General features: G+C 50.1%; 10 protein-coding genes. 4 read left to right on the top strand and 6 right to left on the bottom strand.

What is annotated here, in order from left to right; all coding sequences use genetic code 11:
• Positions 1-83: 83 nt before the first annotated feature.
• Positions 84-824, top strand: coding sequence for a DUF92 domain-containing protein (locus P1X16_RS25730; protein ID WP_277235135.1), 741 nt, complete (start codon positions 84-86; stop codon positions 822-824).
• A gap of 172 nt (positions 825-996) precedes the next feature.
• Here P1X16_RS25730 and P1X16_RS25725 read toward each other — a convergent pair whose 3' ends face one another.
• Positions 997-1,575: an HPP family protein gene (locus P1X16_RS25725; RefSeq protein ID WP_277235133.1), complete on the bottom strand. Its 579-nt coding sequence runs from the start codon at positions 1,573-1,575 to the stop codon at positions 997-999.
• A gap of 321 nt (positions 1,576-1,896) precedes the next feature.
• Positions 1,897-2,109, bottom strand: a complete 213-nt coding sequence (locus P1X16_RS25720) for a hypothetical protein (protein WP_277235131.1) — start codon at positions 2,107-2,109, stop codon at positions 1,897-1,899.
• Between the two features lie 445 nt (positions 2,110-2,554).
• Here P1X16_RS25720 and P1X16_RS25715 point away from each other — a divergent pair, with 445 nt between their 5' ends.
• Together P1X16_RS25715 and P1X16_RS25710 are read left to right on the top strand one after the other, a co-directional pair.
• The gene (locus tag P1X16_RS25715; RefSeq protein ID WP_277235130.1) at positions 2,555-3,274 is read left to right on the top strand and encodes a GAF domain-containing protein; all 720 of its coding nucleotides are present in this window, start codon (positions 2,555-2,557) and stop codon (positions 3,272-3,274) included.
• A gap of 699 nt (positions 3,275-3,973) precedes the next feature.
• Positions 3,974-6,649, top strand: a complete 2,676-nt coding sequence (locus tag P1X16_RS25710) for a heparinase II/III family protein (RefSeq protein WP_277235128.1) — start codon at positions 3,974-3,976, stop codon at positions 6,647-6,649.
• Positions 6,650-6,669: 20 nt separating this feature from the next.
• On the opposite strand, the gene P1X16_RS25705 is transcribed toward P1X16_RS25710, so the two are convergent.
• From P1X16_RS25705 to P1X16_RS25690, 4 genes are all read right to left on the bottom strand, one after another.
• Positions 6,670-7,821, bottom strand: a complete 1,152-nt coding sequence (locus P1X16_RS25705; RefSeq protein WP_277235126.1) for a DUF692 family multinuclear iron-containing protein — start codon at positions 7,819-7,821, stop codon at positions 6,670-6,672.
• Between the two features lie 502 nt (positions 7,822-8,323).
• Complete coding sequence (locus tag P1X16_RS25700) at positions 8,324-8,803, bottom strand: hypothetical protein (RefSeq protein WP_277235124.1); 480 nt, start codon at positions 8,801-8,803, stop codon at positions 8,324-8,326.
• Positions 8,793-9,581 (bottom strand): ParA family protein, encoded by a 789-nt coding sequence (locus tag P1X16_RS25695; RefSeq protein WP_277235122.1) that lies wholly within the window; start codon positions 9,579-9,581, stop codon positions 8,793-8,795. Before P1X16_RS25695 ends, P1X16_RS25700 begins: the two co-directional genes overlap by 11 nt.
• Before the next feature lie 687 nt (positions 9,582-10,268).
• Positions 10,269-11,501, bottom strand: coding sequence for a replication initiation protein (locus tag P1X16_RS25690; protein WP_277235120.1), 1,233 nt, complete (start codon positions 11,499-11,501; stop codon positions 10,269-10,271).
• Between the two features lie 1,722 nt (positions 11,502-13,223).
• On the opposite strand from P1X16_RS25690, the gene P1X16_RS25685 reads away from it, so the two are divergent.
• On the top strand, positions 13,224-14,441 hold the full coding sequence (locus tag P1X16_RS25685) for a replication initiation protein (protein ID WP_277235117.1): 1,218 nt from the start codon (positions 13,224-13,226) through the stop codon (positions 14,439-14,441).
• The last annotated feature ends 28 nt before the right edge of the window (positions 14,442-14,469 follow it).

Raw genomic sequence — 14,469 nt, 5'->3', positions numbered from 1 at the left:
AAGTCGGGCCTGACTACTGCAGCTACTACATTGCTTTCGTGTGTGCCGGTGTCCTACCTTGCACGCTCTAGTGTTTGCTGCCCGTGTTTGCTTTTTCGTCGCCGTTGTTTTCTTGGTTTGCTGTGCTGCTAGTGCTGGCCGCGGGCATGGTTTACAGCGTACGAACCGGTAAGCTAACCATCCCGGGCGCCGCTACCGGTGGCCTTTTGGGCATCCTGTTGTTTCTGGGCGCGGGTTTTACTGGCTTGGCACTTCTGGCAGTATTTTTTCTGCTTGGCTCGGCAGCTTCCGCTTGGAAACGTCCCGATAAGCAGCGCCTCGGTTTGGCAGAGGCCAATAAGGGGCGGCGGACTGCTGGGCAGGCGCTAGCCAATGCAGGCGTGGCTAGTGTTGCGGGGCTGCTGAGTTGGCTGAGTCCCGCTCATGCGCCGTTCTTCCAGCTTCTGCTGGCTGGTAGCCTGGCCGCCGCTACCGCCGACACGCTTTCCTCGGAGCTGGGCAATGTGTACGGGCGCCGCTTCTACCACATCCTCACGCTGCGCCCCGATGTGCGGGGGCGCGACGGGGTAGTTAGTCTGGAAGGCACCGCGCTAGGGCTGGTTGGTAGCGCCCTCATTGCAGGCGTTTATAGCGTTGGGCTGGGCTGGCACCCAGGCTTCGGATGGGTTCTGCTGGCAGGCGCCGTTGGCAACATAGCTGATTCGGTGCTGGGTGCTACACTCGAGCGCAAAGGGCTACTTTCCAACAACGCCGTGAACATGCTCAACACGCTCGTGGGCGCAGGTACCGCCGCGCTTTGCTATGCGCTGTTTGGGCCACTATAGACTATACCGAAGTTAAGTCGGCATTCGTGCGTCCCAAATACCCTGCCTATTGAGACCCTCTGCAACGTTTTTCAGGAGCAATAAAGGCATCTGTGCGATTCCTAAGTTGCGCTTTACTCTTGCAATTAGGCTCGGTAGACGATCTTCACCAGAGTTTAAACCGTCAGCATCCTTAATACTTGCGCTGCCAGAATCGGTACCAGTGCTTGTTGGCCGGGTAGTGACGGGTGGGCGTTAGGTTGTTTACCAGCATAGCCACTACCAACAGAATCAGTACGCCTGATAGCACGGGCACCAGCACGTACCAATAGCCGAGTGCCTTAAGCTGTGCGGAGCCAATAATGGCAATCAGAGCCGTGGCGCCGCCGGGCGGATGCAGCGTCTTGGTAATCTGCATCATCACAATGGACAATGAAACGGCTAATGCACCTGCCAACCATTGCTCTTGCGGAAATAAACGATACATCATTACGCCAATAAGAGCGCTAAGCACATGCCCACCTATCAGGTTGCGCGGCTGGGCCAGCGGACTATTGATGACGCCATAAATCAGCACTGAAGAAGCGCCAAAGGAACCAATGAGCAGGGGTGCATCGGAGGCAGGCAACCGATACCGATTCAGCAAGCCTATCAAACCAATTCCTAAAAACGCCCCCAGAAAGGTGTACAGGTGCTCCTTGTAGTCGAATAGAGTTTCCTGGTAGACAATTACTTTGATGCGGCGGGCGTGCCTACGTAATCTGGTTCGCATGCTTTGTGTTGGCCTTCGATGCCTCCGCTACCTGCGAGTACACAAGGCAAGCAACAGACGCAACTGATAAAGGAGAATACTCTCCGCAAGATTACGGCCGGAATTTCAAATACTCCGGTTGGTACTACCCTGCCTCTCCCCTACCCTCTCCAAACAAAGTATTTCTACCCCACTTTGCTGTTATTGGGCCGCTTAAACCACAGCTTAGGTAGAGTGGCGTAAACGCAGACAAGTAAGGTGCGCCTAACTTCGATACTGTTGGGCGCACAAAGACTGCCTTGGTTGAGTAACCAAGGAATATAACTTGAAACAATGCGGCAGTTAGCGCACGAAAAACCCTTTGGCTTCCCAGGCTTTTACGTTCTGGGTACGCACAAAGCGCGTTTCAATATGGCCCCAGGCATCCTGCTTGTACATCACGGTTTTGCCTTCTTCTCGCTGGTGTAGCGCAACCAGTTGGTCGGCATGAGATACGATAGGGGCAGCAACTTCAATGGTTTTGCGCGGGCGCGGGCGTTTAGGAGATGTCGACATACCTACGCAACGAGAAGTGATTGAAAAGGGTGCATTTCCGGACCGGCATTACGCTGAGGACATTGTTCATGTGGTAGTTAGGCCTCTACTACTCTTAGCTTCAACCCACTCAATAAAAGCGGTTTACATGCCATGCTAGCAGCTATAGCGCATAACGGAACTATACCTATTGATGCACGAATGCCACTACTTTACTCTGTTTTCACTTGTCTGAAGTGAACTGAAACACTGCACTTTAACTTGGTTTATGAATTTTTATAAGGCAAAAAGACCAACCTAACGTGCTTACTGGCAGTAGTAAGAGAATAACAGTAGAGTTACACAGAGGAGAAAATACGACGTTGGCAGGAGCGATGGAGAGGTCACCTATTTCAAAGTCAGTTTCAAGGTTGGATTTACTGGTCTTGCATCAATTATTGTTTTAGGCTTCTATAAGAAAGTGCTTATGAGTTCTTTTTCCTCATTGATCCCCCTAAATGATGTCGCCCGGCTGGAAGCACTCCATCAGTATCAGCACTTAAGTGTTTTTGGCGAAGAATTATTTGATGACTTAGTGCACTTAACGGCCAAGCTATTCATGGCTCCGATTGCGCTAGTTTCTCTGGTGGAAAAGGACACCGTTCAGGTTATTAGCTTTGCAGGAATTCCAGATTCTGAGCGTATTGGCCGGCACGAAAGCTTATGCTCGGTGGCCATCCTTCACGAGGGAACCACTGTGTTCGAGAGTTTAGCTGATACCCCCTGCCCCCTCATTGACCCATGGGTGATTGAGTGTTTGAATCTACAGTTTTACGCCGGGCACCCCTTGCGTACACCGCGCGGTTATGCTATTGGCAACTTGTGCATAATTGATTACCGGGCCCGGGCTTTTTCAAAATTAGAACGAAAGCTACTGGCATCGCTGGCGAAAGTGGTGATGCATTTATTGGAGTTGCGCGCACTGATGGGACAAGATGCCGAGGTGGCCGCTTTGTGGTCGACCATTTACCACCGCGTACTGCCCCCACTAACACGTATCCAAACGTTGGCCGAATTAAGTAGCCGCCACGAAGACCCCGATACGACAGTGGTTCATTTTTACCGCAAAGCAGTGTGCGAGGAAGCAGCCCTGATGGCGTGTATTCTCAAGGAAGAAGTTCACGCGTCGCTCGCGCGCTTGCCATAATAGCTAAGACGAACAAGAAGCTCAGACATCTGCCTGACTAGAATATGTTCCAAGGATATAGTTACAGAGCGTCTACGCTGCACTAAAACCTTTGTCATCACACTAGCACCTTGTTTCTAATAGAGGTTGACTAATGCAATCCGACCATTCAGTGGGGTTTAAGCATCTGTAATTCAAAAATGACTGCAACACATTACAAGTATTTTTATAATTTTTATACACTTATCTCACATATTGCATAGTACATATTTCATAACATTATAAAAAATAACTAACAGCTAATATATTAACTTACAAAGTTCAAATTTTCATAAAGCCTCAATTCGCCCATAAAATCAATTATTTTGAACGACAATCTATAAGTCCAGTGTTGCGATAGCACGAATCAACCACTAGCTTATTTTGAATTATTCTTCTAATAAACAATTAGCAAAGTGTTGCCATATTATAGCATTATTCCTTCTGCTGTTTTCTAAAGAAGGTTTCGCTCAATCTGGCTCTTGGCGCCCTGTAGGAGCCGACTTTTCATACCCACGAACTTTACTTAAGGCAGAAGCTCTACCCGGTGTGCGTGCTTCGTTGGCAACACTGGTGCCTTATACGCTCTTTAGCGGCTTGTATAGCAGTGTCTTTACAGCGCCGCCTAGCGCAAACAACACAACCGACACTCGACGCGCACGAGCTACGCTGGCTAAGAACATGGCATTCATCTTCTTGCTCGACCGCTCTCCGAGTGCCGGCACCATACGGCCCCTGACTTTGGCCGAGCAAGACACCCTTCGGGCCCGTACCATACGCCTGCTTGCGCAATGCAATACGTCAGTCGACAATCCTACTGCTTATAGTGAGTGGCAGTGGCGCTCAAAAGAATTGATTGACTATCTGATTGCCTACGACCTACTCCGTGGGGCCGGTATTCCGGCGGCGGCACTGGCCGCCGGCCAAGCCCGACTGCAGGAATTTGCCAGCAACATACAGCGCCAATCGACTACTGCGGCGTTTGGTTTATTTTACAGCCAAGTAAAGAACAACCACGCCCTAATGACGGCCGCTGCCCTTGGCATGGCTGCCGTAGTACTCAACGATGTGGCGGGCACGGCCGCGCATCAGCAGCCCCTCACTTGGATTAATACAGGCCTCTACACCATCGATAACGTGCTGTGGCGTGACCCCCAACGCCAATCGGACTCTACGGCTATTGCTGGCTATGCCGAGGGGCCCTACTATTTCAAGTACGCCTTTCTGAATTGCCTGCCGTTTTTCCGCGCCATGGGCCATTTTCTGCCCGACCAACGTGGGCGCTATTCGTTTGGCACCACAACCCGCTCGATTCGTAACCCTTACTACGACCCCAAATACAACCTGCTCTACGAGTGGATTACCCGCATTCAGATGCCGGACGGGCGGTTTCCAGCCCTCGAAGATTCGTATGTGGATATGGGCATGCCAGAACTGGCGCTTACTGGCCAAAGCCGCTACCTAAATCCTTTACACATTAGTCAACTATCTGGCTCCGGCCTGACCTCGCTCACTGCTCAGCTGCGCGACATTACCGTAGACATGCGAGCCGCATACTTGGCTGCTAACCTAACTCCTTCCGACCCATCTAATCCAGCCTTGACTGTATTGCCGGAAAGTGGCAACCTTATTTTTCGCTCGGGTAACGATTCCCTTTCCAGCTATTTGCACCTGTACGGCCAGCACGGCCTCGCCCAAACCAACGGTGGCGGCCACAGCCAGGGCGACGCCAGCAGCTTTATCCTATATGCCCAGGGCGAGTTGCTAGCTTTGGATGCGGGCTACCTAAGTTATACCCGTCGGGGTGAAGTCAGCCAAGCCCTCAATCACAACTTAATTCTGGTCGATGATGCGGGTCCGGCCCCCGGTACTCCAGGAGAAGCCAACGATGCCGAGGCCACCATCCAAAACGGCTTCGCTTCGCGGCAGCTAACCTACGGGGAAGTGCAGACCACTTATCCCAAGCAGAAAACCACTATTACACGCAAAACCTTGTTTGTGCGCAACTCCTACTATCTGCTAGCCGATTTTGTGGAGGCCGCTGTACCGCACACCTACACGTGGCAACTGCACGGGCATGGTCTGCAAAACAGTCCCTCTCCTAGCGTCACGGGCTCTTTCACCGACCACCTAGGCACTCACGAGGGATTTTGGCAAAAAAACCAGGCCCGCTTAAGTGCGCACGTAACGGCCACCAACGGCGCCTCCAGCTACTCGACGGCCACGCGCCAACACGAAACCACTTACAACACCGCCGCAAATCATACCACACTGCTTGTGCGCAAAAGCGGACAAGCCCAAACCCAGTTTCTGGCAGCCCTCGTGCCCGGCACTACCACAAGCCCAGGCCCAGTGGTGCGCACCATCACGGCGCCCAACTCGGCTGCCTTGGTTGCAGCAACAACCGATTTTCAGGATCTAGCCTTTGCTCAGGCTGATACGGTAGCCACTTCAATTGCTGGCGGCGCGCTGCCGCAGCCCCTCGAAGCCGACGGATTGCTAAACTTCTATTCTCTTACCGCAACCAACACCTTCGCCCAAGCTTTCCTTGAAGAGGGTACCAGCCTGCGCTACGGCGGCACGCCTTTCGTCTCTTCCTCGAAGCGGGCCACCATCAGCTGGCAGCAAGATGCCACTTCCTTTGAAGGGTACGTGAGCCGGGGCACCGTCCTTACTTTGCGGGTAACTGAGACACCATCGGCTATTTCTGGCGAAGGATTAACCAGCTACGCCTACGATGCCGCCACTCAACAGCTGAAGCTAACCTTCGCGCAAGCCAGCCGCTTTCGTGGGCAACTGGCCGCTCGCCCCCTACCTGTACAGTTGGTAGACTTCACCGCGCAGCGTCAAGCCGTTGCAGTGAAACTGACGTGGCGAACCGCATCCGAGTATAACAACCTAGGCTTTGCAATAGAGCGTAAGAGCACGGCCACCGCAGAGTTTCAGCAAATCGGATTTCAGCAGGGCGTAGGCACAACTACCAAGCCCACTACTTATTCCTTTCAGGATGTCGCCCCGTCTGCCTCTCTCACTTACTATCGGCTCAAGCAACTTGACCAGCAAGGCGGCGTGCAGTACTCGCCGGTGGTGGCTGTGGGGGCCGCTACTTCCCCTGCCTCGCTGACTGCTTTCCCTATCCCGGCCCGGCAGACACTTACCGTTTCATACTCCGAGCCTGATGCAACTGTGGAGATATTCTTGCGCAATCAGCAAGGCCAAGTTGTGTTGCACCGCCCTTTACATCAACAAGCCATTTTGCCGGTGCACTCCTTGTCTCCTGGGCTTTACTATTTGCAGGCTATAACTGCCTCGGGTTCAGTGGCTGCTAAGCCAGTCAAAGTAGCTATCAGCCGGTAAGAGAGGGTTAGGGCCTTTGGTTACTTCTTCCACTTCTGGGCAATGTGGATGGCGGTTTCCAGCATGTACGGCTCCCAGCTTTCTATTTTCCAATCGCTCTGAGCCAGTGAGGAAGCAGCTAACAGTTGCCGGGCCCTTTCGAGGGAAGGAGCTGTTTCCAAAATCTGCGAAAGTTGCAACTGCTGCTCATAAAGCGGCTCGTCTTCTACCGCGGGGCCAGTCAGAAGAAGCTGTGGTGGTAGAAACAACTCGTTCGGGCGTGTAGATAAGCTGCTTGCATTCAGCTTCACGATCCTCTCCATTTCCAAAAAATCGTGGCGGAATAGGGTTCTGCTGCTTTCCGTTTTCAGGCCGTTTCCTAATTGCTCCAGCACCACATATTTCAAGTTGGGGCACCTGCATATCGTACGCTCCAAAAGTTGAAATACCTCTTTCGGCACAGAATCGTCGTGGGTATCTCTTCTTACTTTCTGATCGGGACCTAGCGCTGAGTCCTCCCAACTGCCTCCCGAGATATGGATTTCCCGCACCCGATCCATGGGGTAGAGAGCTATCAATTCGTCGTATGAAACCGAGAAGTTGTGGAGCTGGCAGTACAGGTTGTGCAGGTCGAGAATGACGAAGCCATTCACTGGCTCAATTAACTTTTCCAGAAATTCACCGTGTTGCTTTACCTCATCAAGTGAGTAAGCAAACGCTAAATTTTCCAGCCCCACCGGGCACTGGCAGGCCTCGTAAATTCTCTTCAGCCTGTCCTGCCCAATACGCAAAGTAATATCTGTGTACGGTATGGGAAGGGGCGCGCCGTAATGAAAGTTTTGACCCGTAAAAAAGCCAAAATGCTCGGTAATATGATCGAAGTTGAACTCCAGCGACAACTGCTGTAGCTTCTGCAGCCATTGCTGCTGCTCTTTGGTCCACCTACTCGACAGCAAAGAAAAGAACACGCCATGGCCGATCAGTCTTTTCTGCTCGCTATAAGCGCTTAGTAGTTCCGTAAACCAATCAGGAACTTGCTCGGCCCAATAGAGCGTGTCAAAAGACCACTCCAGGGCCTCAACTTTGCCTTCTTCCAGCAATGGAAATGCCGCCGACAGAATATTTGCGTCTAAATTACAGGCAATCGAAGATAGAATGGTTGGCTGCTTTTCCATCGCTGAATCAGGATGCATTTGATCCGCTTATCCCATGCCGCAAGCCGGGCAGTTGAAGGGTACTTTAGCTTCTTCTTTGCCCTTCTTGCCAACATTCTCCCCATTGGGTTCTGGGGCGTCCTTCTTTGTGCAACTCGTTGTTTGCACAGTTATACCAACCAATATGGCACCGAGTAAAACTTTGGGCAGCTTCATAAGTGTATAGTTTTGAGTAGGTGAGGTTCTTCTCCTAGAAGAGCCACTTGCTTATACAGAAGTTGCATGCCGTTTTAAGACCTTGCTATTTTGTTCTAGTATGGCAGGCTCTCGTCTGGGTTCAAGCCATCTATTTAGGGTGAGCAGATCAACACTTCTTTTAAATACCCAAACTCGAAAGAGAAAGGCTCAGTGAAACCTTTACTTAGTAAGGATTTCACTGAGCCTTTCAGCTTTTATAATTCAAGAAAGCAAGCAGTAGCATTACCAAAGCAGCGACCCTCAACATGCCTTCCAAGAAGTCGATGGTAATTCTACTTACGATTTAGCCACGCTTCTTATAGCCTTTGATTTTGCCTTGGTTGAGCACTTCCTGCAATACTTTGGGAGGAAGCGGCGTATTTGCCCCTTCGAACTGGTCAAGATAGTAGTTCAGAGCCTCATCGGTGAGGTCCTTGATCTTAACACGGTCGTAGAATTGAGCCTGTTTGATGCGCAAATACGTTTCAAACTTGATCTGTGAGTTGAACGGAACCTGCTCCGGCACCGACGAAGGAGTTGCAGTGCTTTCTACTGGAGTTGCTACTGGCCGCGCCTCTCCCCTACTCTGAACTTGTGGCGTGCGAACTACTGGTACGCTTTCCTCGGCCACTGCCGGGCGGCTTGGTGGCGTGTCGCGCAAGGCTTCAATAACGGGTACCGGTGGCGGGGTGCCGGCCGGGTTGTCCGATAAGGTTGGCCGGGGTTTGTCCTTGTAGCGGTCCAGCGCCGGCCGCGACGTAGTTTTGGCTGAGTTAGTTGGCATGGAGGTGCAGTAAAATTTCGTCGGTCAAGGCTTCGTAGTCTTCTGCTCCCGTCGAATCCGGAGCGTAATCGAACAGGCCAGTACCGGCCATTTGAGCGTTCGGAATGGCCGTGCTTTGGCGAATGGTGGTTTGAAATACAGGCACCTCTTTGCCGTAATGATCTTTAATCAAATCGACGACGTCGTGGCGCAGGCGAGCTCGGTAAGCTGGAGAGTACTTAGTGAAGAATATGCCCCCTACTTGCAACGTCGGGTTGATACGCCGACGCAAACGGGTGCAGGTATTGATTAGGTTAGTTAACCCTTCAAACCCATAAAACTCGGGGTCGACAGGGATATAGAGTAGGTCGGTAGCAGCTAAGGCAATCCAGGTGAGAGTACCAATGCTGCCTTTGGTATCAATTACGCAATAATCGTATTCCGGAGCCACCATCTCTAAAATGTCAGCTAGCCGAGTGGAGTGTTCTGCATCCCAACCGGGAAGCTGGGCTTCATTGGCTTCCATTTCGGCGCTAGCAGGCAGTAAGTCTACGTTCTCGCCCACTGGCCGAATCACTGCGTGAATATCGTCGAGGGAGAATTCGCCTTTGCGCATGAGTAGCATGCCTACATGCTCTGGGATGTCAGCTCCCTCAAACGAAATAGTAAGGCTACGTTGGGGGTCGCAGTCGCAGAACAGCACTCGGTGGCCCCGTCGAGCTAAAGCCAAGCCGACATTAAGAGCAGAGGTAGTTTTCCCTACCCCACCCTTGTTGTTAGAAAAGCAGAGGGTTCGCATAAAAGACAATCTAAAGGTGTATGGCTGCAAGTAAAGGATATTTACGCAAATACGTCAAAACGATAAGACATATATATTTTCTCACGTTTATACGTATAAACGTAAACACACAAGAACATTCGTCTCATACTAACAAGAATTTAGATCGAATTCTTGTATCCAAAAAGCTCTTATTATTAACGTACGTTTATACGTAAATACGTTTTTACATTTACATATATACAATCGGAACCAATGAGAGCAATCACTAGGAATTAGCACCCAAAACTAGTTTTGCAAGCTGATTTTAGCGTAACGAAGGCAAAATTGTATTCTGTTACGCTAGAACGTTCATACGTTCTAGCGTAACAGAATGTATGCAACCAAGTGTGGAAACAAAAAGATTTGACGCACGGATGTTATTACATTTTTACGTATAAACGTTTATCTGTTTCTGCGTAATTACACGCTTATGTATCTCTACGTATACATATAAGAGTTTACACATAATGGCATACGAATGCAAAACGCTTTTACGTTCATACGCTTTTACATAATAGCATACATATGTAAGGAAAGTAATCGTAGCTACAGGCTAAACTAGAGGTTACACTTATAACAAACGTTCCTGTGTCCCTCCCCCTTAAAGGTCAGTAATAGCCCTTATCGAAAGTTATAATTGTGCAGAAGACCAGGAGTAGTGTAGAGCTAAATGCTCTTAACTAGCCATTCTACTCCATCAGCATCTTTCTCTTGATGGAAGCCCTGAGACAGATAGACAAGCGTTAGGTTCTCTTGAAATGTAGCACCCTTGGCCGTTTTTTGACGAGCCATTAGTTCGTACGCTGCTTGCGCTTCTTCAAGCCGGTAGCGGATAGGGGATACGGGTGCACTGCTCTTGTTGCCTGAGGTCTTACGAGATGCACCCTTTTGGCGCTGCATAGCCTTCCGGTATTCATCTGCTAAGTGCCCTTTTGTAAGGGCGGTAAACACGGACCCGGCCAGGCTTTTGATCTTGCCCTCGCTGCTTTTGCTGCGCTGGTGTTGCACCACGTACTGCACGTAGCCGGGCTCCATCTCACCTCGCTCAATAAGCTCGCCAATAGCTGCAATGCTACTAGCCGAAACCCCCACTTCCAGGAGCGCCTTTTGCCACTCAGCAGTGGCCGGCAAGGAAGGCAAAAGAACTTCGCTGGTAACCGGTGTGAAATGAAAACGGATTTCCTCGACACTGTTGCTTTTGCCGCGGATCAGCTCGTATTGAAACGCTAGGTTTGTTTGCGAAAGCTCCTGCTGGGCTCGGTCTAGAACCCGCAGTTTGAAAAGGGGAAATTGCTTGTACTGTCCTTCCAGATCCAGAACCCGCTTCAACTCATCGACCCGGATAGTACGGGTACCGAAACTGCCATACTGCTTTAGTAACCAGTAAATGCGGTAGGAGTGGGCACTCTTCAACTTCAGCAGCTGCATAAGCTGGGCCTGCGTGAAATTGCCGTCATTGAGTTGCAACAGATGCTCGCGCACCCGGTCGTTGAAACGTACTACCAGCGCCCGCTCCTCGCTGCTATAGTCGGCATACGCCATTAGGGGAGTGTTGGAGAAGCTCGGTGCTTCTTCAGTTGTCTGCCCGGCTCTTTTCGACTTTTTCTTGCTAGGCCGCTCAATGTAAATCACTCGAGAGGCGAGAAGCGCGCACATGTCTTTTAGCTGCTGATAATCGTTGCTACTCGGCCGGCGCCCCGACAAAGCCACCACTTCCGTTACTGGAATTCGTAGCTCATGAAACTCGGTATCCTCCCGGTTGATGCGAGCGAGCATGGCCATAAACAACCGCATTTCCAGGGTTGTCAATGCAAAGCGTGCGTTGACCAAATCATTGCGCTGCACCACCAACTTGCTGATGGGCTCCGGCTTATCACTGACGAAAAGTTCTCCTTGCATAGTGAATAGGAGGGGAGAGTAGCAGGTAGTACGGCAATAGTATCACAAAAAATATTTCGTTAACAGGTATTCGTGCTTTTTGTAATAGCAAGAGGCTCCGCGCTTTTACGTTACTCTAGAAAACCCTTCGTGCTTTTTGTAATAGGCATTCGTGCTTCTTGTAATACTCACAAGAAGAGTACGTCGTGGTTTTTGTAATAGATAGATAAATCAAGTGTTTGTCAATCAATAATTTATTGAGCTATAACACATATCAAGTTAAAAAGCAGGGTAATAGAAGCAAGAATTTGCTCCCTAACAAGCTGCAACTGATATGGCTTTATCAGTCGTTCCACAGTTTAGCCTCACATTTAGCTACCCGTTACAAACGCTAGCTGGTTAGGAGTGGCATTACCTTTCGTGCTTTTTGTAATATGACCTCAAGTTGTTTTGCTTCGTAAGCACCTTGTAATCAACTGTTCATTGTGTGGTGCCTGACGCAATACTTTTATAAAATCCTGTAGCTAACTATTACAAAAAGCACGAACCACAGAACTCACTTCCCTAATCGGCTCTATCTATTACAAAAAGCACGAAAACTTTATTAAGGGTTTTATATACATCAATGCCATCCTTCGTGCTTTTTGTAATAGATAAGGCTTTTGTGTACATGCATCAAGACAGAGAGTACGATGTAAATTGAGCCTTCATAGGTTTAAACAGCATAGATCAGCAGTATTATTAAAGAACAATTAGCTTGCGCAATTACAATCAAAATGTAACTGCTTGATAAACTGATAGTAGACTCACACTTCCTTGATGCCATAGCAAGAATAGTAATGCTGGAAGAGGAAACCGCGTTGCATGAACAGGACGCGCAACGACAATCATTAGGATCGGTAAGATGCAGGCGCGTTTACCATCAATGGGAGTTGAATAGCACGTTGAATGCGCTAACCACAAGCCTTTGGCGTCTATTACAAAAACCACGACGGTCTCTTCTTAGTGTTAATGCTTAGGCTTTCCAAACAACAAAAAGGCTTCTTGCTGCCTGTTATGAGGCAATCCTGCGTGGTTCTTGTAATAGATGCCCTGTAAGATCTATATCTGAGAAGAACAAGTGTTTGCGCCGTCGTGGATTTGGTAATAGAAAGGTGCTTCCTGGCGAATGCAATCGGTCAGTAGCTTTTAGCTGATGACCTGAAATGTAGCTAAAATGCCTTGTTGGAAGCTCCTAGAGGGCTTTATAAGCAAAAAACGGCTGTATAGGAAAGTAACTATTACAAAAACCACGACGGCCCGGCGGCCCGCCCCTTTCATACCCGCTATTGGCTCTCCTCTTTCTTTGTTCCAATCTTCACCAATACCTTTTTCTAAAAATAAAAGACGACCTGTTTAAACCAGTTGTTTCCTTTATTTATAAACCTTTATAGGTTTAGGGGTGCCACAACTACCTTAATTTCAGTAAATTAAACGGGTTATCTATTACAAAAACCACGACTATCTATTACAAAAACCACGCAGGGTTATTACAAAAAGCACGAAACAGCTATTACAAAAACCACGACAATACTTGGGGTGCCTATTACAAAAACCACGTAGGCCTATTACCAGAAGCACGATTACCTATTACAAAAGCACGAAAGCGCACTATTGGTGTGGATAACTATTACAAGCTTGTCGACTTGTAATAGTTGGGGGCATTGCCGAACTTACTGCCGGTAGCCACTAGGTGTACTATCCATGCAAACCAACCTGTTCGACCCCACCCCTACGCCCGAACTGCCCGTCAGCAAGATAGTGGTCCAGCACAATGCGCTGGTAAATGCTCGTTTCGACCTCTCTACGGTTGAAATGCGCTTGTTTATGGCCATGCTTTCCCGCATTGGCCGCGACGATAGTGAGTTTCGGGAAATGCGGATTCCTTTGACGGAAGTAGTGGCTTTATCGGGGCGCCGGCCAAGTAGCAAGGATTATCAACAAGTAGCAGGCATGTGCAACCAGCTGGTGAGCCGCATCCTGCACATCGAGCGGCCTAACCCTGCCCGCCGGGCTAATCGTAAAAACTCCGATCCGGACTTCGACAAGATTCCCCTGATGGCGTACGCCAAGTACCGCGGGGAAGAAGGCGCCCTGCACGTGCGCTTCAACGATGAAGTAATGCCCTACCTGCTACAGTTGCAGCGCAATTTCACCAAGGCACAGGTAGTGCAGCTACTGAAGCTGAAGAGCCCCCATTCGTACCGCATTTACTGGTTGCTCAAGGAATATAGCGCCTTTGGCACCCGCACTATCGGCGTCGACCAGCTTAAGGCCTTGCTGAATCTAGAAGGGCAATACAAGCAGTTTCCACTGTTCCGGCTGCGGGTGCTGGACCGCGCGCAACTGGAGCTAGCCAAAACCGATCTACCCTTCGAATACGATTTGATTCGGCAGGGCAAAGGGGTTGCGGAAATCAAGTTCCGCTTCACGTCTTTGGCTGCCGGAGAAGGAGAGGCCTTGCTAGCCGCCAGCAGCGCCTGGGAAGAAGCTTTGCTGCAAGCTGGAGTGGCCGCGGCCAGCATTGTAGCAGTAGGCGAGCTTATTGAGCGGGGCGAGGTAGAGCCTGGCTACGTCCAGTATGTGGTGCAACACCAGCGCAGCAAAAGCAACGAGGGCAAGATCAAAAGCCTGGCCGGGGCTATTGTTTCGGCCATCACCAAAAAGCACCTAACCGCTGAGTACAAAGAAGCGCAGAAGCGTAGCATAGCACCTGCAAGGAAACCAGCGCCGGCCCGCCAAGACTCGAAGGAGGTGCGTTACCGGCTCGATGAGTTGCCAGCCATTTACCAAACGATGGTGCGCAAAAACTTAACAACGGCGTCTAGCTTCGAAGAGCATTTCCAGTCTGTCTACCTCGACCAGGGATTCGTAGTCGAGACCGATGGGGGAGGTGTGCAGTGGGCGGTGAAGAGGGACTAAAGAGTCAGTGGCCTTAACGAGCAAGAAC

The sequence above is a fragment of the Hymenobacter sp. YC55 genome (assembly GCF_029433095.1).
Classification (GTDB): domain Bacteria; phylum Bacteroidota; class Bacteroidia; order Cytophagales; family Hymenobacteraceae; genus Hymenobacter.
Note: the sequence above shows the minus strand (reverse complement) of the source record. Positions and strands in the feature narration are given on the sequence as shown.